The 24,638-nt window shown below is 65.6% G+C and carries 15 protein-coding genes and 1 pseudogene; 10 read left to right on the top strand and 6 right to left on the bottom strand.

All coding sequences use genetic code 11. The features are described 5' to 3' along the window. Positions 1-92 precede the first annotated feature (92 nt). The 4 genes from Q0743_RS23425 (at position 93) to Q0743_RS23410 (ending at position 5,621) form a co-directional block, all read left to right on the top strand. The gene (locus Q0743_RS23425) at positions 93-1,280 is read left to right on the top strand and encodes an aminotransferase class I/II-fold pyridoxal phosphate-dependent enzyme (RefSeq protein ID WP_298243850.1); all 1,188 of its coding nucleotides are present in this window, start codon (positions 93-95) and stop codon (positions 1,278-1,280) included. 89 nt (positions 1,281-1,369) lie between these two features. Next, entirely contained in the window at positions 1,370-1,927 is a 558-nt protein-coding gene (locus Q0743_RS23420) for a biotin transporter BioY (RefSeq protein ID WP_298243965.1), read from the top strand. An 84-nt stretch (positions 1,928-2,011) separates the two neighbouring features. Beyond that, positions 2,012-3,346, top strand: coding sequence for a dicarboxylate/amino acid:cation symporter (locus Q0743_RS23415; protein WP_298243849.1), 1,335 nt, complete (start codon positions 2,012-2,014; stop codon positions 3,344-3,346). A gap of 193 nt (positions 3,347-3,539) precedes the next feature. Next, positions 3,540-5,621: a tetratricopeptide repeat protein gene (locus tag Q0743_RS23410; RefSeq protein WP_298243848.1), complete on the top strand. Its 2,082-nt coding sequence runs from the start codon at positions 3,540-3,542 to the stop codon at positions 5,619-5,621. On the opposite strand, the gene Q0743_RS23405 is transcribed toward Q0743_RS23410, so the two are convergent. Next, complete coding sequence (locus Q0743_RS23405; protein ID WP_298243847.1) at positions 5,618-6,850, bottom strand: FAD-binding oxidoreductase; 1,233 nt, start codon at positions 6,848-6,850, stop codon at positions 5,618-5,620. The genes Q0743_RS23410 and Q0743_RS23405 overlap by 4 nt on opposite strands. Before the next feature lie 65 nt (positions 6,851-6,915). After that, positions 6,916-10,002 carry an Rne/Rng family ribonuclease gene (locus tag Q0743_RS23400; protein WP_298243846.1) on the bottom strand — a complete coding sequence of 1,029 codons (3,087 nt, stop codon included), beginning with the start codon at positions 10,000-10,002 and terminating at the stop codon, positions 6,916-6,918. 707 nt (positions 10,003-10,709) lie between these two features. Between Q0743_RS23400 and Q0743_RS23395 the strand changes: the two genes are divergently transcribed. The 6 genes and pseudogenes from Q0743_RS23395 (at position 10,710) to Q0743_RS23370 (ending at position 19,286) form a co-directional block, all read left to right on the top strand. Further along, positions 10,710-12,005 (top strand): N-acetylmuramoyl-L-alanine amidase, encoded by a 1,296-nt coding sequence (locus Q0743_RS23395; RefSeq protein ID WP_298243845.1) that lies wholly within the window; start codon positions 10,710-10,712, stop codon positions 12,003-12,005. A 299-nt stretch (positions 12,006-12,304) separates the two neighbouring features. Next, complete coding sequence (locus tag Q0743_RS23390; protein ID WP_298243844.1) at positions 12,305-14,818, top strand: penicillin-binding protein 1A; 2,514 nt, start codon at positions 12,305-12,307, stop codon at positions 14,816-14,818. Between the two features lie 111 nt (positions 14,819-14,929). Beyond that, positions 14,930-16,061, top strand: a protein-coding gene (prfB, locus tag Q0743_RS23385) for a peptide chain release factor 2 (RefSeq protein ID WP_298243843.1) whose coding sequence is annotated in 2 segments (ribosomal slippage) — positions 14,930-14,998 and positions 15,000-16,061 — 1,131 coding nt in all. Because the reading frame shifts where the segments join, the coding sequence is not laid out codon by codon here. Positions 16,062-16,063: 2 nt separating this feature from the next. Further along, complete coding sequence (locus Q0743_RS23380) at positions 16,064-16,942, top strand: NAD(P)-dependent oxidoreductase (RefSeq protein WP_298243842.1); 879 nt, start codon at positions 16,064-16,066, stop codon at positions 16,940-16,942. Positions 16,943-17,030: 88 nt separating this feature from the next. Continuing rightward, positions 17,031-17,943: pseudogene (locus Q0743_RS23375) on the top strand (DMT family transporter). Between the two features lie 107 nt (positions 17,944-18,050). Then, positions 18,051-19,286 (top strand): ABC transporter substrate-binding protein, encoded by a 1,236-nt coding sequence (locus tag Q0743_RS23370; RefSeq protein ID WP_298243841.1) that lies wholly within the window; start codon positions 18,051-18,053, stop codon positions 19,284-19,286. On the opposite strand, the gene Q0743_RS23365 is transcribed toward Q0743_RS23370, so the two are convergent. Genes Q0743_RS23365 through Q0743_RS23350 form a run of 4 tightly spaced genes read right to left on the bottom strand, consistent with a single transcriptional unit; the run spans position 19,287 to position 24,636 of the window. After that, positions 19,287-20,564, bottom strand: coding sequence for an O-antigen ligase (locus tag Q0743_RS23365; RefSeq protein ID WP_298243840.1), 1,278 nt, complete (start codon positions 20,562-20,564; stop codon positions 19,287-19,289). Next, entirely contained in the window at positions 20,561-21,955 is a 1,395-nt protein-coding gene (locus Q0743_RS23360) for a glycosyltransferase family 1 protein (RefSeq protein WP_298243839.1), read from the bottom strand. Before Q0743_RS23360 ends, Q0743_RS23365 begins: the two co-directional genes overlap by 4 nt. Further along, positions 21,952-22,692, bottom strand: coding sequence for an ABC transporter ATP-binding protein (locus Q0743_RS23355; RefSeq protein ID WP_298243838.1), 741 nt, complete (start codon positions 22,690-22,692; stop codon positions 21,952-21,954). Before Q0743_RS23355 ends, Q0743_RS23360 begins: the two co-directional genes overlap by 4 nt. A gap of 3 nt (positions 22,693-22,695) precedes the next feature. Continuing rightward, positions 22,696-24,636, bottom strand: a complete 1,941-nt coding sequence (locus Q0743_RS23350; protein WP_298243837.1) for a glycosyltransferase — start codon at positions 24,634-24,636, stop codon at positions 22,696-22,698. Between the last annotated feature and the right edge of the window lie 2 nt (positions 24,637-24,638).

Below are 24,638 nucleotides of genomic sequence, written 5' to 3'. Positions count from 1 at the left end.
CTTATGAGCCGTACAATGCGGCCAGTCTGGGGCGCAAGCGCCCTGTTTTCCGGGCCGGACAGACCGACCCGCCAGCGAAATAGCAGAAATCGATGCACGATGCGACCTTGAGGAACCGGTTGGGGCAGTGGCTCTCACCCTCCCGCCGCAGTGATGTTCCCCCGTTCATGGTGATGGACGTCATGGCCGCCGCGGCCCGAATCGAGGCCGCCGGGGGCCATGTCATCCATATGGAGGTCGGCCAGCCCGCAGCCGGGGCGCCCAAAACCGCGATTGCAGCGGCGCATGCGGCGCTCGAGGCGGGGCGGATCGATTATACCTCTGCGCTCGGCATCCCCTCCTTGCGCGAGCGCATCGCGCGCCATTATCGCGATGCCCATGGCTGCGACGTCGGCCCTGACAGGATCGTGGTGACCACAGGCTCCTCCGGCGGGTTCATCCTGGCGTTCCTGTCGATGTTCGAGCCGGGCGACCGCGTCGCCGTGACGGTGCCGGGCTATCCGCCTTATCGTCACATCCTCACCGCGCTCGGTTGCGAGCCGGTGCTGATCGAGACCACCAATGACACGCGCCACGCGCTGACCGGCGAGGCCTTGCTCGCGGCCCATCGCAAGGCGCCGCTGAAGGGCGTGCTGGTCGGCAGCCCTGCCAATCCGACGGGAACGATGATGTCCCGCGAAGCGCTCGCTGGCCTGATCGCGGCGGCGGAAGACGCCGGGATCCGCTTCATCTCGGACGAGATCTATCACGGGCTCGATTATGCGTTTCCGGCGGTCACTGCGGCCGCGCTCTCCGAGCACGCGCTCGTGATCAACTCGTTCTCGAAGTATTTTTGCATGACCGGCTGGCGCGTCGGCTGGATGGTCGTACCTGAAATTCTGGTGCGGCCGATCGAGCGGCTGCAGCAGAACCTGTCGATCTCGGTGCCGTCGCTCTCGCAGATTGCCGCCGAAGCCGCCTTCGACGGCGCGGCCGAGATGGAGACGATCAAGCACGGCTATCAGGAAAACCGGCAGATTTTGATCGAGGGATTGCCGAAAGCCGGCCTCACCAAGTTCCTGCCGGCCGATGGTGCATTTTATCTCTATGCCGACGTCTCGAACTTTACTTCCGACAGTCTCGAGTTCGCCAAGCAGATGCTGGAGCAGGCGCGCGTCGCGGCCACCCCCGGCGTCGATTTCGATCCAGTGCACGGCCGCTCGTTCATTCGTTTTTCCTATGCACGTTCGCCCGAAGAGATGCGCGAGGCAGTTGACCGGATCGCTCACTGGCTTAAATAGCCGCCAGTTTTCGACCACGTCCGGAGTTCATCTTGTCTGACCGATCTGTCCCGACCGCTGCCGCGCCGCATTTTTCCCTCGCCGCATTGATGTGGCCAACCCGGCCGGGCGAAACGGTCGGCAGCTTGCGCGCTGTCGTGCTGGTTGCACTCGGCACCGCCTTGATGGCGCTGTCAGCCAAGGTCAACCTGCCGCTGCCTTACGTGCCGATGACGTTGCAGACGCTGGTGGTGCTGATGATCGGTGCTGCCTATGGCTGGCGTCTTGGCAGCGCAACCATGATCGCCTACCTCGCCGAAGGCGCCCTTGGCGCACCAGTCTTCGCAGGGCCGGTGGGTGGAATTGCACCCTTGGTCGGCCCGACTGCGGGCTATCTGTTCGGTTTCATTGCGGCCGCCTTCGTCACCGGCTGGCTCGCCGAGCGCGGCTGGGATCGCAGTGTGGTGCTGCTGTTTGCAGCGATGGCGGTGGGCCATCTCGTCATCCTCGCGGCCGGCTTCGGCTGGCTGGCGTTCGGCCTTGGCCTCGGCGTTGCCAAAGCCTGGCAGGTCGGCATCGCGCCGTTCATTGCGGCTTCGCTGGTCAAGAATGCGCTCGGCGCGACATTGATGCCGGCTGCTCGACGACTGATCGAGCGCCGTCGGTAAGCACGCAAAGAACTCGCGGTTCCAATTGACAGGGCCGGCCAAGTTGATCTTGGCTGGCCCGGTGTTTTGAGGGGGAGTGAAACGATGACGACGACAACGATGGCGGGGGCGCCGATCGCGCCGCCCGCAGCAAAGCCGTGGTACAAGGTTCTCTACGTCCAGGTGTTGATCGCCATCGTGCTCGGCGCCATCGTCGGCTGGCTCTGGCCGACGGTCGCCACCAATGATTGGATCAAGGCGCTCGGCGACGGCTTCATCAAGCTGATCAAGATGGTGATCGCTCCGATCATCTTCTGCACCGTCGTCTCCGGCATCGCCCACATCCAGGATGCCAAGAAAGTCGGCCGCATCGGCGTCAAGGCGCTGGTTTATTTCGAGGTCGTCTCGACTTTCGCCCTGGTGATCGGGCTCATCATCGGCAATCTCGTCAAGCCGGGCGCCGGCTTCGGTAATGCCGCGGCGAGCGAGGCGGCCGTTGCGAACTACGCCAAGCAGGCCGCCGGCCAGAAGTCCGTCGACTTCGTGCTGCACATCATTCCGGACACCGTGGTCGGCGCCTTCGCGCAAGGTGAAATCCTCCAGGTGCTGCTCTTCTCGGTGTTGTTCGGCTTCGCCATCATGAGCCTCGGCGAGCGCGGCCACACCATTCGCAGTTTCATCGACGACGCCGCCCATGCGGTGTTCGGCGTCATCTCGATCGTGATGCGCGCGGCGCCGATCGGTGCGTTCGGTGCGATGGCTTACACCATCGGCAAGTTCGGCACCGGTGCGATCCTCAACCTGATCGGCCTGATCGCGACCTTCTACGCCACCGCGGCGCTGTTCGTGTTCGTCGTGCTCGGCATCATCGCGCGCCTGGCCGGCTTCTCGATCTTCAAGTTCCTGGCCTACATCAAGGACGAACTGCTGATCGTGCTCGGCACCTCCTCCTCGGAGAGCGCGCTGCCGTCCATGATGGAGAAGCTGGAGCGGCTCGGCTGCTCCAAGTCGGTGGTCGGCCTCGTGGTGCCCACCGGTTACTCTTTCAATCTCGACGGCACCAACATCTACATGACGCTGGCGACGCTCTTCATCGCGCAGGCGCTCGGCGTCGATCTCAGCTTCAGCCAGCAATTGACCATCCTGGTGGTGGCGATGCTGACTTCGAAGGGCGCCTCCGGCATCACCGGCGCGGGCTTCATCACGCTGGCGGCGACGCTGGCCGTGGTCGATCCGCGCCTCGTGCCGGGCATGGCGATCGTGCTCGGCATCGACAAGTTCATGAGCGAATGCCGCGCGCTGACCAATCTGTGCGGCAACGGCGTCGCCTGCGTGATCGTCGCCTGGTGGGAGGGCGAGCTCGACCGCGACAAGCTCAACGCCAACCTCGCCAAGCGGATCGATCCGACCGACATGGAGACGGCGATCACGACGGACTGATCGGCAAGCTGCAGTCTGACGGCGTCAGCCACGCCGTCGGCCCCGGGAGTTTGAGAGGGCTGGTCGAGATCATCGACCAGCCCTTATTTCTGCGCCGGTGCCGAGCCCGTCGGAGACTTGCCGGCACCCCGACTGACGGAATTTCCCGGGTTGCACGTTTAACCCTCATCTCGGACCTCGAAGGGGCGGTATCGTGGGCGCGGCTGTGAATCGGATCGTGGCGGAGGCGGCGGAGCATTTTGGGGCAGGGCGTCCGGATCAGGCAGATGCACTCTGCGCGGAGGTTCTCAAGGCCGATCCGGACCACGTGCCGGCGTTGCATCTGGCCGCCCTGGCCGCCTTCGTGACCGACCGCGCGGCCGAGGGCGCCGCGCTGCTCGGCCGCATCTTCGTCGTCGATCCCGACCACGCGCCCGCGCTCGTCACGCTCGGAGACGCGCTCGCGGTGAAGGGCGAGCAGGAGGGGGCGGTGGCGGCCTTCCGGCGCGCCCTGATCCGGCGGCCAGGCGACGCCGGCCTGCACAACAAGCTCGGCGTCGCGCTCGGGGAGCTCGCCCGCTTCGACGAGGCGGAGGCCGCTTATCGCGGTGCGCTCGCGCTCGATGCGCATCTGACCCGCGCCAGCTTCAATCTCGCCGTTATGCTCGCAGGGCAGCAACGGTTCGCGGAGGCCGAACAGGCTTATCACGAGGTCATTGCAAGAGAGCCCTCCCATCGCGGCGCCTGGCTCAATCTCGGCAATCTCCTCGTGGACCAGGCGCGGCTCGACGAAGCGGAGACGGCCTATCGCCATGCGCTCGAGGTCGATCCCGATAATCCCGGATTGCTCTGCAATCTCGGCGCCGCGCTCTATCGGCGCGGGGCGCTGGAAGACGCCATCAGCTCGTACCGCCGTGCGCTTGCGCTGGCGCCGGACAATGCCCCGGCGCTGCGGCTGCTCGGCCTTGTCCTGCATGAGGCTGGGCATCTGCAGGAGGCCGCCACGATCTACCGGCAAAGCCTTGCGCGGGATTCCTCGGATCATGTCATCGCAAGCAATCTCGGCGCCTGTCTCTCCGAGCTCGGCGCACTGGACGAAGCGATCGTGGCTTGCGAGCACGCACTGCTGCTCAGGCCCGATCACGCCCCGGCCTGGACCAATCTCGGCATCATCTTCGAGAAGCAGGAGCGTGGAGACGACGCAGTGGCCGCACACCGAGGTGCGGTCGCGGCCGACCCTGCCTATGCCAAGGGCCACGCCAATCTTGCAGTCGCGCTGCGCAATGCCGGCGAGATCGACGAGGCGCTGGCGGTCTCGCATCGCGCGGTCGCGCTCGATCCGGAGCAGCCGCTCGCGCAGTACAACCACGCGCATTTCCTGCTGATGAACGGCGACTTCGCTGAAGGTTTCGAGGCCTATCGCTGGCGGCGCAAATGCAAGACGCTCGCGGACGGCGATCCCTCGTTCAGCGAGCCGGAATGGCAGGGCGAGCCGCTGAACGGCCGCACCGTGCTGCTGTTCGCCGAATACGGGCTGGGCGATGCCCTGCATTTCGTGCGCTACGTGCCGATGGTCGCCGCGTGCGGCGGAAAGATCGTTCTTCAGGTGCAGCCTGCGCTGGCCCAGCTGTTGCGGCAGCTCTTCGATGTCACCGTGGTCGCGCGCGGCGAGCCGCTGCCGCGATTCGATCTGCAGGTGCCGCTGATGAACCTGCCGCGGATCTTCGGCACGACGCTTCATACAGTGCCGGCGAACGTCCCGTACCTGCGTCCTGATCCTGCAAAACTGTCGCGCTGGCGAGCGGCGCTTGCGGACGTGACGGCATTCAAGGTCGGCGTGGTCTGGGCCGGCAATGCCAGGCACAAGGGCGACCGGCAGCGCTCATTGTCCGCACAGGCGGTGCTGCCGCGTCTGGTGATGCCGGGCGTGCAGCTCTACAGCCTGCAGAAGGAGCCGCGTCCCGAAGATGCTCCGGTACTGGCCGCGCTCGGTGGCGATGTCATCGACCTCGCGCCCGCGCTCGGCGATTTCACCGATACTGCCGCAGCGGTGGCCGCCCTGGATCTCGTCATCGCGGTCGACACCTCGGTCGCCCATCTCGCCGGCGCGCTCGGCCGTCCAGTGTGGATGCTGACGCCTTACGCGCTCGACTGGCGCTGGCTGCGCGAGCGCGAGGACAGCCCGTGGTATCCGACCATGCGCCTGTTCCGCCAGCGTGCCCCGCGCGAATGGGAGGATCCGCTGATGCGCCTGTCGGCGGCGCTTGCGGTGCTCGCCGCGCGCGGCGAAGGTTAGAACCGCTCCGGCCGGTACGGCGCGGGATCGATCGCCGGCGTCTCGCCGCTCATGATCTCGGCGAGCAGGCGTCCGGTCGCAGGTCCCAGCGTGAAGCCCTGATGGCCGTGGCCGAAATTCATCCAGAGGCCGGGGTGTCGCGAAGCCTGTCCGAGCACCGGCAGCATGTCGGGAGTGCACGGCCTCGTGCCGAACCACGGATCAGGCTCGACGCGCTTGCCGAGGTCGATCAGCTCGCGCGCGGAGCCTTCCGCGCTGGCGAGCTGTACGGGGGTGGCGAGTGCATCCATGCCGGTCAATTCGGCGCCGGTGGTGATGCGGATTCCCTTCGCCATCGGCCCCATGGCGTAGCCGCTGGCCTTGTCGACCAGCGGCAGATCGAGCGATGCGCCACCGCTGTAATGCATGTGATAGCCGCGCTTGCGCACCAGCGGGATGCGATAGCCGAATTTGGTGAGGAGGTCGGGTGACCACGGCCCGAGCGTTACGACAGCGTGGGCGGCGTCGAGGCGGCCCTGATCCGTATCGACCGACCATCCGGTCGCGGTCTGCCGCAGCGACTGTGCATCGCCGAGCACGATGATGCCGCCAAGGCGCTCGAACAGCTCGGCATAGGCCGTGACCAGCGCGCCCGGATCGGACACGGTCCAGGTGTCGAGCCAATGGATCGCGCCGGGCAGGTCGTCGCGCAAAAGTGGCTCGGCCTTGGCGAGCTCGCTGCCGGAGAGCACGCGGAAATTCACGCCGAACTCGCGGCGGTCTTCCTCCGCCGTCTTGATCGCGAGATCAAATGAAGCGGCGTCGCGATGCAGCATGCGATAGCCGGCGCGGCGGATCAGATTGTCGGCATGAGCCTGCCGAATGAGAATGTCGTGCTCGCTCGTCGCGTAGGCGATCAGTCGCGCCCACGCCTCGATCGCCTCGCGATGCCGCTTCGGCGCCGAGTGCCACCAGTAGCGGAGCAGGGGCTCGATATGGAGGTGAAGCGACGACAGGCTGTAGCGCACGTCGTTGGTGCGGCCGGTCGCGATCTTCAGGAGGGTCGGAAGGTCGCGCGGCATTGGATAGGGGCGGACCGCTTCGGCCTGGATCATCCCGGCGTTGCCGTAGCTGGTCTCGCGGCCCGGTTCCCTGCGGTCGACGAGCGTGACGGCCCAGCCGCGCTGCCGCAGATGCAGTGCCGCACTGACACCGATCATGCCGCCGCCGAGAACGATTGCGCTTTGCATTCCAACTCACCTCGCCAAATCAAAACCGCCCGGTTTGGCCGGGCGGTTTCATCTGGATGATCCTTCTACTCGCCGCCGCCGAAGCGGCGGGACCACCAGCCGGCGCGGCGCGGGGCGGCCGGTGTTTCGCTGGCCGGTTCCGGCGCGGGCTCAGCCGTCGGCGCCGGCGGGGCGACCGGCTCGGCCGCCTGCGCAACCGGTGCGGCCGGCTCGCTCGGGCTGCTCGACAGGAAGCTTACCTTTTCGCGGACCGTGGAGCGGCGCCGTGCGGCCTTGTCGTCGGCGGGTTCTTCCGCGGCGACGGGCTCGGGCTGGGCCGGGGCCTCGGTCTGCACCTCGGCGCGCGGCTCAGGCTGAGAAACCTGCGGCTCGGCGCTGTGCTCGGCTTGCGCAATCGGGGGCGCAGTCTCGCTGCCGAAGCCGTCGAAATCAGCGACGGCATCGCTCGCTTCCGGCGGCGCATTGACCGCGAGCTCGTCGCTGATGGAGCCGGCGAGACCGTCCTCGCCGCCACCACGCCGACGGCGTCCGCCGCGACGACCACGCCGGCGGCGGCGATCACCGCTACCCTGTTGTTCGCCGCGGGCCGCCTGATCCTCGCCTTCTTCGCCATCCTGCTCGGTGTCGGCATCCTCTTCGCCTTCGCCGGCCGCAACAGCCGCCTCAGGAAGGGTCGCAGGGCTATCCTCGCGCAACTCGCCCTCGCGCTGGCCACCGCGGCCGCGCCTGCGCCTGCGCCGCTTGCGGCGCTGGCCGTCCTGATCGGACGCGGCTTCACCGGATGCCTGCTCCTCGGCAAGGCCTTCGGTCTCCTCGGTTTCGACCTCGGATTCGGTCTCGATGTCGAAGCCGTCCTCATCATCGTAGGCGTCTTCGGCCACGGGCGGTGGGCTTGCAGCCGCCTGTGCCGCCAGCAACGCCTTGGCGGCTTCCAGCGTATGCACCTGCTCGCCGCGGTCGATCAGGTAGGCCTGCGGCCCGCTGACGCTCGGATCGGCGATCACCGACAGGGTGACCTTGAAGCCGTTCTCGAGATCGCGCAGATGGCCGCGCTTGTGGTTCAGAACATAGAGTGCGACGTCGGTGCGGGTGCGGACCACGAGATTGTGGGTCGCGCCCTTCATCAGGATCTCTTCGAGGCCGCGCAGCAGCTGCAGCGCCACCGAGGACACCGAACGGACATGGCCGGTGCCGCCGCAATGCGGGCAGGGATCGGTCGAGGATTCAAGCACGCTGGCGCGGATGCGCTGGCGCGACATCTCGAGCAGGCCGAAATGCGAGATGCGGCCGACCTGGATGCGCGCCCGATCCTGCCGCAGGCAATCGGACAGCTTGCGCTCGACCGCGCGGTTGTTGCGCTTCTCGTCCATGTCGATGAAATCGATGACGATCAGGCCGGCGAGGTCGCGCAGGCGAAGCTGGCGGGCGACCTCTTCGGCCGCCTCCAGATTGGTCTTGAGCGCGGTGTCTTCGATATGGTGCTCGCGCGTCGACCGTCCGGAGTTGACGTCGATCGAGACCAGCGCCTCGGTCTGGTTGATCACGATGTAGCCGCCGGACCGCAGTTGCACGGTCGGCGAGAACATCGCGTCCAGCTGGCTCTCGACGCCCATGCGCGAGAACAGCGGCTGGCCGTCGCGATACTGCTTCACTGCGCTGACATTGGCGGGCATCAGCATCTTCATGAAGTCGCGCGCTTCGCGGTAGCCGGATTCGCCGGCCACTTGAATCTCGTCGATCTCCTTGTTGTAGAGGTCGCGCAGCGAGCGCTTGATCAGCGAGCCTTCCTCGTAGACGAGGGTCGGGGCCTGCGACTTCAGCGTCAGGTCGCGCACCGTCTCCCACATCCGGATCAGGTACTCGAAATCGCGCTTGATCTCGGGCTTGGTCCGGGCGGCGCCTGCGGTGCGCAGGATGATGCCCATGCCCTCGGGCACGTCGAGGTCCTGCACCACTTCCTTCAGGCGGGAGCGGTCCTGGGCGCTGGTGATCTTGCGGCTGATGCCACCGCCGCGGGCGGTGTTCGGCATCAGCACCGCATAGCGGCCGGCGAGTGACAGATAGGTGGTCAGCGCCGCGCCCTTGTTGCCGCGCTCTTCCTTGACGACCTGTACCAGCATGACCTGGCGGCGCTTGATGACTTCCTGGATCTTGTACTGGCGGCGCGGACGGAAGGTGCGTTCCGGCACTTCCTCCAGCACGTCGTCGCCGCCGACGGATTCGACGACTTCCTCTTCGGCTTCCTCGCCGTCCTCGTCCTCATCCTCGTCGTCTTCACCGGCTGCGTCCGTGGCCTCGGCCTGCGGCGCCTCGATGCTCTCGCCGTAAATCGCGTCGGCCGGCTCCGCGGCAGCGGTCACCGCTTCGGCGAGGGCCTCGGCGTGCGGCTCGGACGTTGCGGCCTCGTGCTGATCGGCGACCGCTTCGGTCGCGACGACCGGCTCGGCGCCGACGGCCGCGACAGGCGCGGGCGTCTCGTCGGCATGATCGTGCTCGTGATGATCGTGCTGGTGATCGTGACCGTGCTCGTCATCATGGGCATGATGATCGTCGTGACCATGATCGTGGTCGCCGTGATCATGGTCGTGGTGGTCGTGATCATGGTCGTGGTGGTCGTGGCCGTCGTGCTCGCCGTGATGCTCCGCCTCGGCATGCAGATGCTCGCCTTCGTGCAGAGCGCCTTCCATGTACTCCGGCTGCGGCGCGCCTTCGACCGGCTGGGCGGCGGGATCGGCGCCGGCTTCGAGGCCTTCGACGATGTCACTGCGCACGCGCTCGCCGTGACCGCGGCGACGGGCGTTGCGGTGGCGCGAACGGCGGCGGCCGTGGGAGCGGTTCTCGCTCTCTTCCTCGGCCTCGCGATGGGCCTGCTCCTCGGCCTCGATCAGCGCCTGCCGGTCGGCGACCGGAATCTGGTAGTAATCGGGATGAATTTCGCTGAAGGCGAGGAAGCCGTGGCGGTTGCCGCCATATTCGACGAAAGCGGCCTGGAGCGAGGGCTCGACCCGTGTGACCTTGGCGAGGTAGATATTCCCGCGCAGTTGCTTGCGTTGCGCGGTCTCGAAGTCAAACTCTTCGACGCGATTGCCGCGGACCACGACGACCCGGGTCTCTTCCGGGTGGGTGGCATCGATCAACATCTTGTTGGGCATGTCTTAACTCTTGGCGGCGGCGGGCGCTAATCACCGTGGGCGCGTATCGCGCCGCCGGGTGACGCGACGGTCCACCTGATTCGGGGGTGAGGGGAAGGCCGAAACGCCGTCTCTCGCGCCTTGCCGAACCGGAAGCTTCAGGACCATGGCGGCGTGCGGGATTTTCACTCCGCAGCGTCGCGAATGGTCCTTCAGAATTCGTCGGCACAGTCTGGCGCATCAAGCGTCGGCCCGTATGAAACACTGGGCGGCGAGGCCGCCCTTCAATCAGTTGCTGCTGGCCAGGCATGGCGCGAGCGCGCTCGCCTTGGGGGATCACGAACCGCTCCCCTGGGATCAAGGGACCGGGTAATGGGTTACATCGCTGTCAGAACCGTCCGGGCAAGTGGAGTGGTAACCCGAGACCGTTCCGCCGCCGGCGCTCGACCCGTTCCACCTCACTGCCGCGCACCGCGCTGGCCTTAGAGGGAAATGGAAAACGCTGGAATTCCCAAACCTTGGGAGTTCCGGCGCTGCGCCGGCAGGCTGAATGCGACACAACCGGAAATATCGGCCGTCAGCATTCCGTACATACGAGGAATGAGCCATCCGTGCAAGGGAGCGTCGCACGGCGGTCACACTCAGAGAGTTTCGCGTTTCCGTCATTAAGGATCAATTAACCCTGTGGTTCTATTGCGTTAAAAGGGCTGCTCGGAGGCACGGAATCGGTGGCGAGCCGCACAAATCAACGGGTTTTGCTGGTATGCGCGCTGCTGTGCGCCGCGGCATTGCCATGTGCTGATTCCTCGCGCCTGAAGGCGGCGGAAAGCCAGCTGCAACCCACTGTTGCGGCGGCGAATTTTCCAATCGCTTCGGGCGCCCGGTTGGCCGGCGATGGCAAGCAGACCCGCTTCATTCTCGACCTCGATCAGGCCGTCACCTTCCGCGCCGTCACGCTGGCCGACCCCTATCGGGTGGTCGTTGACGTACCGCAGGTCAGTTTTCAGCTGCCCGCGGGCACGGGGGCCGGGGGGCGTGGACTGGTCAAGGCGTTCCGCTACGGGCTCGTCATGCCCGGCGGCTCGCGAATCGTGTTCGATCTGACGGGACCCGCCCGGATCGCCAAGTCCTACGTGCTCGAGGCGGCCAACGGCCAGCCGGCCCGGCTTGTGCTGGAGCTGGAGGAGGTCGACCGAGCCGCCTTCGTACAGGCGCTTGCGCCCGAAAATCGCCCCGAACTCCGGCCGACAATCGCCGAGGCACAGCCCGCCACGGCTCCTGCCGCGACAGCCCCTGATACGGCGCAGCAGAAGGCCGATGGCCGCCCGGTGGTCGTGATCGATCCCGGCCATGGCGGCATCGACAATGGCACGCAATCGAGCGGCGAGAGCGAGAAGAACCTGGTGCTGGCCTTTGCGCTGGCGCTCCGGGACAGGCTGGAGAAGGCCGGTAAGTACCGCGTGGTCATGACCCGGGACGACGACACCTTCATTCCCCTCGATGGCCGGACCAAGATCGCCCGCAATCTCAAGGCCGCCTTGTTCGTCTCGATTCACGCCGATGCGTTGCCGCGTGCCGAGGGCGATGCGCAGGGCGCGACCATTTATACGCTGTCCGACAAGGCCTCTGACGCCGAAGCCCAGCGGCTGGCGGACGCGGAAAACCGGGCGGATGCGATCGCCGGCTTCAATCTTGCGGAGGAGCCGACCGACGTCGCCGACATCCTGATCGATCTGACGCAGCGGGAAACCCGCACCTTTTCAAATCGTTTTGCCCGCCTCTTGATGGGAGAAATGAAGTCGACGGTGCGAATGCACAAGCATCCCCTGAAGTCGGCCGGCTTCCGGGTCCTTAAAGCGCCCGACGTGCCATCCGTGCTGGTCGAGATCGGTTATGTCTCCAACAAGGGCGACCTCGAGCACCTGGTCTCCGAGGGCTGGCGGTCCAAGGCGGTGGGCTCGATGGCGCAGGCGATCGACGGGTTCCTGACCAAACGGATGGCCACCGCGGGATCGTCAAACTGACGACCCGGGGATCGCCAAGCTGACGACCGTGGGATCGTCAAATTGACGACCCGGGGAGTTCCGAACTGAAAGGGTTTTTCCGTCTTGCCGTAAAAGCCCTAGTTTGGCCACAGCGGGCGCTTTATAAAAACCCGGCAGGGGGTTCCGGAATCGGCGAGAATCCCGTTCGGCAAGCGTCTTAAGTCCGGCATTGATGGTATTGTGTAAGCCGGTGAATTCGCGACGTGAGGTTGGCGCCAGTTTGAGGTGCCAAGGGACCGATCCTGGGCTGATTCAGAGTTTGAACGGATAAACACATAATGCGCTTGCTGGTGCGGTTCATGGGCTTCCTGTTCGCCGCGGGAACGGTGGTGTTCCTTGTCGGTGTCGGGGCCGTGGCAGGCCTGATCTGGCATTTCTCCAAGGATTTGCCGGACTACTCTCAGCTCCAGGATTACGAGCCGCCGGTGATGACCCGCGTGCACGCGGTCGACGGCTCGCTGCTCGGCGAATACGCCAAGGAGCGGCGGCTGTACCTGCCGATCCAGGCGGTGCCCAAGCTCGTGATCAACGCGTTCCTGGCGGCCGAAGACAAGAATTTCTACGAGCATGGCGGTATCGACTACACCGGCATGGCGCGCGCCGGATTGCTCTATCTGCAGAATTACGGCTCCAACCGTCGCCCGCAGGGTGCGTCCACGATCACCCAGCAGGTCGCCAAGAACTTCCTCTTGACCAACGAGGTCTCCTTCGCCCGCAAGATCAAGGAAGCCTTGCTGGCAATGCGCATCGAGAAGACCTACTCGAAGGACAAGATCCTCGAGCTTTACTTGAACGAGATCTATCTCGGCCTCGGCGCCTACGGCATCGCGGCGGCTTCGCTGGTCTATTTCGACAAGTCCGTGAACGAGCTGACGGTCGCCGAAGCGTCCTATCTGGCCGCGCTGCCGAAAATGCCGGCGACGTTGCATCCGGTCCGTAACCGCGACCGCGCCATCGAGCGCCGCAACTACGTGATCGACCGTCTCTTGGAGAACGGCTGGATCAAGCAGGCCGACGCCGACAAGGCCCGCAAGGAGCCGCTGGCCGTCACCAGCCGGTCCAACGGCGCGCACACCTTCGCCGGCGAATATTTTGCCGAGGAAGTCCGTCGCGACATCTTCGAGCGCTACGGCGAGAAGAAGCTGTACGAAGGCGGCCTTTCGGTTCGCACCACGCTCGATCCGAAAATCCAGGTCATGGCCCGCAAGACCATGGTCGCCGGCCTCGTGAACTATGACGAGCAGCAGGGCTATCGTGGCGCCATGAGCAAGCTCGACACGTCGGGCGACTGGGGCGTCAAGCTCGCCGAGATCAAATCGCTCTCCGACATTTCGCCCTGGCGCATGGCCGTGGTGCTGGAGACCAGCGACCAGTCGGCGCGCATCGGCTTCCAGCCGAGCCGCGAGCTTGGCGGCGCCGTCAGCAAGCAGCGCGAGACCGGCCTCGTCACGCTCGACGGCGTGCGCTGGGCGAGGGCGGCGCAGGGCAACACCAAGGGCAAGACGCCGACGTCCGTGGCGCAGGTGCTGCAACCCGGCGACGTGATCTATGCCGATCCGCTCTACAGCAAGGAGGGACAGCCGGTCGAAGGCCAGTACCGGTTGCGCCAGATCCCCGAAGTGTCCGGTGCGATGGTGGTGATGGATCCCTGGACCGGCCGCGTGCTCGCGATGGTCGGCGGCTTCTCGTTCGACCAGAGCCAGTTCAATCGCGCCACGCAGGCCTACCGGCAGCCGGGATCGTCGTTCAAGCCGATCGTCTATTCGGCCGCGCTCGACAACGGCTATACGCCCTCGACCGTCGTGCTCGATGCTCCCATCGAAATCGATCAAGGCCAGGGCGCCGGCGTGTGGCGGCCGGAAAACTTCTCGTCCGGCAAGTTCCAGGGACCGGTGACGCTGCGCAACGCGCTGCGGCAATCGCTCAACACGGTGACGGTGCGCCTCGCGCAGGACATCGGCATGCCGCTGATCGGCGAATATGCCCGCCGTTTCGGCGTCTATGACGAGCTGCCGAACTATCTCTCCTACGCACTCGGCGCCGGCGAGACGACGGCGATGCGCATGGTGACGGCCTATTCGATGCTCGCCAATGGCGGCCGCCGGGTGAAGCCGACCCTGATCGACCGTATCCAGGACCGCTACGGCCACACCATCTTCAAGCATGACCAGCGCGAATGCCGCGGCTGCGATGCGCCCGGTGGCTGGAAGAACCAGCCCGAGCCGCAGCTGATCGACCGCCGCGAGCAGGTGCTGGACTCCATGACCGCCTATCAGATCACCGAGCTGATGGAAGGCGTGGTCCAGGCCGGTACGGCGACCGTGGTCAAGGCGGTCGGCAAGCCGATCGCCGGCAAGACCGGCACCACCAACGAGGCCAAGGACGCCTGGTTCGTCGGCTTCTCGCCCGACATCGCCGTCGCCATCTATATGGGCTACGACAAGCCGCGTCCGCTGGGTAAGGGCAATGCCGCCACCGGCGGCCATCTGGCGGCCCCCATCGCGCGCGATTTCCTCCAGCTCGCGCTCGCCGACAAGCCTGCGGTTCCGTTCAAGGTGCCGGCCGGCATCAAGCTCGTCCGCGTCGTCTCCAAGACCGGCATGCGCGCAGGTCCCGGCGAGACCGGTGGCACCATCCTCGAAGCCTTCAAGCCGGGCACGGCGCCGCCGGACAATTATTCGGTCATTGGCGTTGCCGACGCCGACGGCCGCGGCGGCGGCATGCCGGCCTCACAGCAGCAGCAGCCGGATTCCGGCTTCTTCATGCGGCCGGGCACCGGTGGGCTGTACTAAGGCTTAGGACAAGACAGACGTTCGTGTTTCCGGCGGTTGCGCTTTGCAGCCGCCGCCGCTACATCCCCAGCTCAATTGAATGCGGGCTCGATCCCGCGATACGAGAACGACATGCGCGCCGAAATCGAACGGTTGGTAGAAGAGATCAAGCAGTCAGTCGGGCTGCTGAGGAGGCATCTTTGACGTCGAGAAATCGACGGCGCGCCTCGCTGAGCTGAACAAGCTCGCAGAAGATCCCAACCTCTGGAACGACCCCCAGAAGGCCCAGAAGCTGATGCAGGAGCGCACCTCGCTGGAGGATTCGCTTGGCGGCATCGGGAAGGTCGAGCAGGAACTCGAAGACGATATCGGCATGATCGAGCTCGGCGAGGCCGAGGGCGATGACGGTGTCGTGGCCGAAGCCGAAGCCGCGCTGAAGACCCTGAAGAAGGAAGTGGCGCGGCGCGAGCTCGAGGCATTGCTGTCGGGCGAAGCCGACCGCTTCGATTCCTATCTCGAAGTCCATGCCGGCGCGGGCGGCACCGAGAGCCAGGACTGGGCGCAGATGCTGCTGCGCATGTACACACGCTGGGCCGAAACGCACGGCTTCAAGGTCGAGTATCTCGAAGAGTCCGAAGGCGAAGAGGCCGGCATCAAGTCGGCGACCATCCAGGTTTCCGGCCACAACGCCTATGGCTGGCTGAAGACCGAAGCCGGCGTGCATCGCCTGGTGCGCATCTCGCCGTTCGATTCCAACGCGCGTCGGCATACCTCGTTCTCGAGCGTGCAGGTGTTTCCGGTCATCGACGACAGCATCAAGATCGACATCAAGGAATCCGACGTCCGCGTCGACACCATGCGGTCCGGCGGCGCCGGCGGCCAGCACGTCAACAAGACCGAATCCGCGGTGCGGCTCACGCATATTCCGACCGGCGTTGCCGTGGTCTGTCAGGCCGGCCGCTCCCAGCACAAGAACCGGGCCCAGGCCTGGGACATGCTGCGCGCACGTCTTTATGAAATCGAGCTGAAGAAGCGCGAGGAGAAGGCCGCCGCCGATCAGGCCGCCAAGACCGATATCGGCTGGGGCCACCAGATCCGCTCCTACGTGCTGCAACCCTATCAGATGGTGAAGGACCTCCGCACGGGCGTGCAGACCTCCGACACATCAGGCGTGCTCAACGGCGAGCTCGACGATTTCATGGCCGCGACACTGGCGCAGCGCGCCTTCGGCACCCCCGGTGCCGACATCGAGGACGTGGACTGATCATGCCGCGCGTCGCCTTCATCGGATTGGGGCGGATGGGGCACGGCATGGCCGGCCGCTATCTCGATGCCGGCTTTACGGTGACGCTGTGGAATCGCAGCAAGGCCAAGGCTGAGGACCTGATCGCGCGCGGCGCACTGTGGGCGACGTCGCCCGAGGATGCCGCGATCGATTCCGACGCCGTCGTGACCATGGTCGCCGACGACGAGGCTTCGCGCGCGGTCTGGCTCGGCCCGAAGGGCGCCGCCAAGACCGCCAAGGCCGGCACCATCGCGATCGAATGCTCCACGGTCTCCTATGACCACGCGCGTGAGATGGGCCGCGAGCTCAATGCGCGCGGGCTGATCTACATCGATTGCCCCGTGACGGGATTGCCGGACGCGGCGGCGGCCGGAAAGCTGACGCTGCTGGTCGGCGCCGATGCCGCCGACCTCGCGCGCGCCCGCCCGTTCCTCGAGCCGATCGGCTCGACCATCCGCCATTTCGGCGCGGTCGGCTCCGGCACCGTCTACAAGCTCATCAACAATCTGATGGGCGCAATCCAGATCGCCGGCCTTGCCGAGGGCCTCGCCATCGCCGAGCAGGCCGGGCTCGACATGAACCTTGTCCTGGACTCGATCCAGGCGGGCGTCGCCGCCAGTCCGCAGGTACAGCGTCATTCCAAGCGCATGGTCGCCCGCGATTTTTCCGGCGCGACCTTCACCGCGGCGCTGCGACACAAGGATGCCGCCTATGCCGTGAAGCTCGCCGAGAGCCTCCTGGCCGGCAAGCCGCTGGTCGCGCGCGCCGCGGTCGAGGCCTACGCGCAGGCGAAGGCTGCCATGCCGGATGATGACGAAGGCAAGATGATCGAGCTGGTGTCGCGGCCGAAGAAGCCGTAGCTCATCGCATCCTCGTTTTATCGGAATCCGGGTGGCGCTTTCGATCGCGCCGTTCTAGGCGGACAGACTTGGCCGCCTGGTGAGACAAATGCTTCCGAATGACAACCGGATTGACGCGCGGGACTGGTCGCTGCTCGCGGTGCTCTCGATCCTCTGGGGCGGATCGTTCTTTTTCAATGGCGCGGCCCTGCGGGAATTGCCGCCGCTGACGCTGGTGTTCTTGCGCGTCGCGCTGGGCGCGGCCATGCTGCTGCCGCTGCTGCGCATGCAGGGGATCGGCTTTCCCGATGGCCGTAGCCGGCTGGAAGCCATTCGTCGTCATCGGGCTGCTCAACAATGTCGTGCCGTTCTCGCTGATCGTCATCGGCCAGACCTTCATTCCGAGCGGGCTGGCGTCGATCCTGAACGCGACGACGCCGCTGTTCACGGTGCTGGTGATGGCTGCGGCCAGTGAGGAGAGCCTGCATGTCCGGCGTGTGGCCGGCGTGGCGCTGGGCCTTATTGGCGTGATCCTCCTGCGCGGATGGGGCGTCGAGACGAGGGCGGGGCAGGGGCTCGGCATCGTGCTCTGCCTCGGCGGCGCCCTGAGTTACGGCTTTGCGGCGCTGGCGGCGCGGCGGCTGCTCAAGGATTCGGTGCCATTGGGTACGGCGACGTTTCAGTTGATGGCGTCGACAGTCATGATGGCGGTCGTTGCCGGCGTGGCGGAGCAGCCATGGCGCCTTGCAGTGCTGGGCGTTGCGACATGGTCCGCGGTGCTCGGTCTTGCCGCTTTGTCGACGGCGCTTGCCTACATCGTCTTCTTTCAGATCGTGCAACGCTCGGGAGCGAGCAATGTCATGCTGGTGACGCTGCTGATTCCCGTCACCGCCATCCTGCTGGGGTGGCTGGCGCTGGGCGAGCCGATCTCCGCGCGTGAGATCGCGGGCGCCGTGGTGATCGGCTGCGCGTTGCTCGTCATCGACGGGCGCGCCTTGCAACTGCTGCGGCGCAGCGCGTAGTTCCATCTCCGCCGTTTCACCTTGCGGAAAATCGTCGCGCTTGCCAGCAGCAAGCTTGCTTGCGACACTCCCCAGCAAAACAAGACTACAAAATAGGGGAGAAAACGATGCCGGGTCGTCGCGAAAACCTTGCTGCCCTCGCCATGCTTGTTGCCGGAGCGCTCGCCGCGACCCCGGCCTTGGCGCAGAAGAAATACGATCCCGGCGCCAGCGACACCGAAGTCAAGATCGGCAACATCATGCCCTATAGCGGACCGGCGTCCTCCTATGGCGTGATCGGCAAGACCGAGGCTGCCTATTTCAAGATGATCAACGAGCAGGGCGGCATCAACGGGCGCAAGATCAACTTCATCAGCTATGACGATGCCTATTCGCCGCCGAAGGCAATCGAGCAGGCGCGCAAGCTGGTCGAGAGCGACGAGGTGCTGCTGATCTTCCAGCCGCTCGGCACGCCCTCGAATTCGGCGATCATGAAATACATGAACGCCAAGAAGGTGCCGCAGCTCTTCGTCGCCTCCGGCGGCACCAAGTTCGGCGATCCCAAGAACTTCCCGTGGACCATGGGCTTCCAGCCCAACTATCAGAGCGAAGGGCGGATCTACGCAAAGTACATCCGCGACAAATTTCCGAACGGCAAGATCGCGGTGTTCTGGCAGAACGACGACGCCGGGAAGGACCAGTTCAAGGGCCTGAAGGATGGCCTCGGTGACAAGGTCAACATGATCATCGCGGACAAGTCGTACGAGGTCAGCGATCCCTCGATCGACTCCCAGATCGTCGCGCTGCATGATTCCGGCGCGGATATTTTCTTCTCGTGGGCTGCACCGAAAGGCTCGGCCCAGGCGATCCGGAAAGTCGGTGAGCTCGGCTGGAAGCCGAAATTCTTCCTGGCCAATACCGCAACCTCGGTCGCATCGGTGCTCAAGCCCGCCGGGCTCGACTATTCCAAGGACATCATCTCGACGGCCTATCTGAAGGATCCCACCGATCCGACCTGGGACAAGGATCCTGCGGTCGTGAAGTGGCGGGAATTCATGGACAAATATTACCCGGATGGCGACAAGGCCAACGCCAACAATATCTACGGCTACGTGCAGGCCGAGGCGATGGCGCAAGTCTTGAAGCAATGCGGCGACACTCTCACGCGCGACAACGTCATGAAGCAGGCGGCCAGCCTGAAGGACTTCCACACCGACCTGATGCTGCCCGGCATCATGGTCAATACCTCACCGGACGACTATTTCCCGATCGAGCAGATGCAGTTGATGCGTTTCAACGGCCAGGCATGGGAGCTGTTCGGCGACGTCATCACCGGCGAAGTCGGCCACGAGCGCAGCCAGTAGTCAGGATTGGCCGGCGGTCCTCTTCAGCACGGTACCGCCGGCGACGCCGACACCCAGCACATACATCCACCCCTCGTGGAAGTCGAACAGGTGCGAGTTCAGCAAGGAACTTGTGATGTTCTGCACCACGACGACGAGGCCCATCCAGGCCGCGAGCCCTCCGCCGAGGAACAGGCGGAGATGGGCGATCCAGAGTGCGTAGAGCAGGGCGACGCCCAGGAGGCCCCACTGCACGGCGACGTTGAGGGTCTGGTTGTGCGGATTGTTGACGATTTCCGCGTCGAGATTGCTTTCGCCCGTGGCGGCGCGCTCGAACTGTCGCTTGATCGAGCCGGTGCCGTGGCCGAGCAGAGGCGCCTCGGCGAAGGCGTGCAGCGATTTGCGCCAATAGGTTAGGCGCTGAGCGGTCGAGGCGCGGCTGATGTCCTCATGGCCGTGGCGATACTCGACGGCGATATCCGTGACGCGCTGACGCAGGTAGGGCGACGTCGTCCAGGCGAAGAGGCTCGCGGCGACCGAGCCTGCGAACAGAACCAGCGCTGCCCGCCGGGCCAGATGCTTCCAGGCAAACAAGGCCAGCAGCACGCCAATGCACAGCAGCGCCGTACGGGCCGAGGCAACAAAGATCATGTTGGTGGCGAACAGCAGAATGAGTGCAAGGCAGGCGGCTGTAGCGATTGCGCGTCCGCTGCGCCGGAACGTGAGCACCGGCACCGCGAGCGCAAAAGCGCAGAGCGTGAACTCCTGGCTCTGGTCGATATAGTTCTTGACGGGAACGCCCGGTGATGCCGTCGCGGTGAGTTTCCAGGCGGGTTCGAGCAGCACGATCCAGGAGAAGACCGCAAGCACGGCACAGGAAACGAGAAAGGCGAGGCCAACCCAAGCCCCGCGATCCGAGCGGCTGAAATGGTAGAGCAGCGGCGGTATCAGCACGAGCTTTGCGACCGGCTTGATCGCGTGCAAGCGGTCAGCCCAGGCTGCGTCCGACCACAGCAGGCCCGCGAGCGCGAGCAGCAGGATTGCGATGGGCAGAGCATACGCCGGTCGCGCGAACCTGCGCGCATAGTCCGGCCAGTCGATGGTCGGTGTCACCACAAGCAGAAAGAGCCCGACAAAGATCGAGGGCGCCGTGGTCGACCACGGCAGCGAGGCCGCGGTCAGGACGACCAGCACGTCTGCCGTCCGGGCCAGCGCGGCCGACTTGCGCCAGGTTTGCCATCGGTCCCGACCGTCTCGCTGATCGGCCGGAGCGGACAGCAGTGCGCTCTCGGCGCTCATCCGTACGATGCGAGCTGTGGGGTCGCGAGGCTTTCGGCGCGCACCGGCTCGCCGAGGAAATCGCGGGCCTGGGTCTCGTAGCCAAAGCGTCGCGCGAGCGCGTGGCGCTGCGCCCGGATCCTGCCGCGCCACTCCTCCTGCCGCGTCAGCGCGCGGGTGACGGAGGCGGCGATCGAGTCCGTGGAGAACGGGTCGAAATAGTCGGCAAGTTCGCCTGCGACCTCGCGGAACACGGCGATGTCGGAGCACAGCACGGGCGTGTTCGCAGCCAGCGCCTCGATGATCGGCACGCCGAAGCCTTCGGCGAGGCTCGGCATGATCAGGCCGTGCGCCTCCGCAATCAGGGCCGCCTTTTCGTGCTCGTCGACGTAACCGGCGAACCGCACGTTCGGCGGCAGATTCCGCATTCCGCCGATCTCGCCGGCATAGCCGATCACGACGAGGTCGGCCTGGGGCACGCCACGGAAGGCGCGGACGACGGTGGCGACGTTCTTGCGCGGTTCGTTCGAGACGATGACGACAAAGCTCGGCCGCCCCGGACGCCCCGACGGGGCTGGGAGGTGCAGGACATCCGGGGCGTCGAACCGGGTGCGGGGATACACGACCCGCGCCGGCAGGTGGGCAAATTGCGGCAACAGTTCCCTGAACCGCATCATGCTGTAGTTTGAAACGAAGGCGAGCTCGTCGGCCTGGCGCAGGCTGGTGCGGATTCGCGCCAGGAACTGCCGCGTGGCGATGTCGCTGAGCTTGAGGTCGGTGAGCGGCAGCAGATCGTGCACGACGCAGATCACCTTGGCGCCGGGCTTGCGTGTGATCGCCACCCGCGTAGGGGTGTCCACGACGATGACGTCGTAGTCGCGCGCATCGATCCGCGGCGGCGGCAGCAGGAAGAAGGCCGAGGAATCCTGATAGTTGAAGAATCCCGGCTCGAGCTGGAATTCGCCGAACAGTTCGAGGTGGTTCAAATCCGGCGGAATGTATTCGAGCGCGGCCGTCCGGTTCGCGATCCGCTTCGCGTTCAAGCCCCGCAGGCCAATCGTGCGAAGGATGCAGAGAATGACGTCGCGCGACAGCAACGTGCCGGCGCGCTGGCGGAGCCAGCCGAATTTGCGGCGCGCACCGCTGAAGGTCACCGGTCCGCTCACGTTGATTTCGTCGAGGAAGCGATAGAGCGCGAGCAGCTCGATGTTGCGCGCCTGCGCCGCGAACAGCTTTGTACGTCGCTCGCGACGGACCAGCTTGCGGTAGCGCTTCGAGGTCTCCACCAGCAACGTGAGCTCGTGGCCCTCCGAAGCGAGCGAACGGACCAGTTCGCGGGTGAAGTGGAAGATGCCGCGCTTGTGATTGGGTTGTCCGAGCGACTCGGAGACGACGAGGATGTTCTGATTCATGCGCGTTGCTCGCGAAGCTGGAAGGCGTGCGTGGCCGGCGGCTCGACCGTGACGATGGAGGCGATGCGGCCGTGATCTAGATTGATGACGCTGGTGCAGATGCGGCGTAGCAGCGGCTGGTCGTGCGAGGCGATGATCACGATCGCGGCCTGCGACACGAGATTGAGCAGGCGCTCCTCGGCCTTCTCCGCGAAATGCTCGTCGACGACGCTGAGCCATTCGTCGAGCAGGAGGATGTCGGCGGGGAAGGCCGTGGCGGTGGCAAACAGCACCCGCATCAGCATGCCCGAAGAGAACATCCGCAAGGGAAGCCGCTGCATCCGGGTTTCGAGCTCGGTGAAGGCCCAGATCTCGTCGATCATCGTGCGGGTCGGTTTGCGGCCGCTGATCCGCAGCAGCAGCGCGATGTTGTCCTCCGCGACGAAATCGAGATTGACGCCGGCGTTGAGGCCGAGCAGGGGCACCACATTGCCCTGGATCGCGATGCCGCCGCTGCTCGGCGGATAGACGCCGGCGATTAACCGCAACAGGGTCGACTTGCCGGAGCCGTTGGGGCCGGCGAGCCCGATTCGGGCGCCGGTTTCGGCCTCGATGGTGACGTCATCCACGGCGCGGATGATCCGCATCTCGGCCGGCTCGCGGATGAGACGGCCGAGCAGCCGCCGTTTCAGCGAATAGTCGTAGGCGCCGTAGAGCGGATAGTCGAGACAGACATTGCGCAGACTTATCGAGACCATGGATCAGATCCAGAACGCCGCTTTGCGCAGATGGACCAGCGTCAGCAGGCTCGCACCGATCAGCAGCGCCAGCGCGACGAGGACGTAGGCGATGCTGACGGGATCGATCGGGCTGCCGGTCAGAGGCTCGCGCCATACCGCGAAGAGGTGCGTCAGCGGATTGAGCCGCATCACCGTCGAGCGATGGCTGATCATGTCCGAGGACCAGATCACGGGGGAAGCGAGAAAGGCGAGCATCAGGGTCGATTCGATGATCGGCTTGAGGTCCCGATAGCGCGTTGCCATCGCGCCGAGAACGAGGCTGAGGGCGAAGGTGCAGACCACGAACAGCAGCAGGCCGGGCAGCGCCGCCAACCCGTGCGAGAAGTCGTGCGGCGACAGGACCAGCCACAGCAGCAGCGGCACGCAGGCGTTATGAAGCGCGAACAGCGCCTGGCGAAACGTGCATTGCAGGAGGAAGATGACCGGCGGCAATGCGCGGTCGCGGATCAGGCTCGCGGAATTCTGCAGTGCCGTGGTGGCGTCGAGCACCACGCTGTTGAGAAAGGTCCAGGCCGTCATCGACAGCGCGAGCATCGGCAGACGCGATAGCACGTCGGCGTTCGACATCTGCCCGATCACCGAACCCAGCACCGCAACCACGATCGCCATCTGGAGCGACATCCAGAACGGGCCGAGCAGCGAGCGAACGTAGCGGTGGCGCATGTCCGACCAGGCCAGCGTCGCCGCGATCCGGATGCTGTCGAACCATGCGGTCGCCGGCGGTGGCTCGACATTCATCGTTCGCTGCTCGCTGGGCGCGGTGACGGCATCGCGGTAGACGGTTTCCATGCCTTGCCTGAAGGCCGTGGCCGAATAGCGGGAGAGGGCGCGCGTCCGCGCGGCAAATCCCATCTGGCGGCGGCGTTCGGGATCGCGGATCAGGGTGTCGATGGCCTCGCCCAGTTTTCCGGCGTCGCCGGGCGGCACGGTGATCGCCTCCAGGCCGTGGCGGGCAACGCGCGGCACGGCGGTGTCGAGTGCCGTGTTGACGACCGGGCGGCCCGCGGCCATGGCCTCCAGCTGAACGAGGCCGAACGTCTCGGCATTGGTGAGCGAGGGCATCACGAAGACGTCGGCGAGGCACATCAGCTTGATGCGCTCGCAATCGTTGACCGAGCCGAGCAGGCGCACGCGCTCAGAGAGACCGAGCTCCTCGATGAGCTGCGCCAGCCGGGGGCGCTCGACGCCTTCGCCGATGATCCAGAGTTCGAAATCATGTGCGGCCGCGGCGCGGATCAGCACGTCGAACCCCTTGTAGGGCACCAGCCGGCCGCAGGCGAGCACGAGCCGGCCGCGGTCGTTGACGTGGTGCGCCTCGATCTTCGGCCAGTCATAGCCGGAGGTGTCGATGCCGAACGGAACGACGTGGCATTTGTCCTCGAATTCGCGCAGCAGCGGGGTGTTGTCGACCAGCACGTGGTCCGAGACGATGATCGCCTTGGCCTGCCGCAGCGTCCGCCGCATCAAGGGTTCGATGAACCAGCGCAGGCCGGCATGGGTGACGATGTCGGCGTGCCAGTGCACCACGAGCGGCCGCTTGCGCCCGAAGCCGAACGCGAAAACGAGGTCGGCGAGCGGGAAGGGCGCGTGCAGCGCCAGCAGGTCATGCTCGGCGATCTTGCGCCACAGGCGCCAGGGATAGGTCGGGGCGGCCGGCAGCGACAGCAGATTGCCGAACGAGCGGACGCGCTCGACCGGCACGTCGTTGACGACGATCTGGCGCTTCTCGGCCGATTGCGAGCAGACCAGCACGGCGGAGGCGAAGGCGTCCTTCAAGCTCGCGCAGATGTCGCGGATCACCGTGAGCGTGCCGCCGAACAGGTCGGGATAGTAGATCTTGAAGATGTGCAGCACCGACGGGCGGCGCGGGGTGTCGTGCGAAGTCTGTTGGGTGTGATGCATGA

Source organism: uncultured Bradyrhizobium sp., from assembly GCF_936943645.1.
Classification (GTDB): Bacteria; Pseudomonadota; Alphaproteobacteria; order Rhizobiales; family Xanthobacteraceae; genus Bradyrhizobium.
Note: the sequence above shows the minus strand (reverse complement) of the source record. Positions and strands in the feature narration are given on the sequence as shown.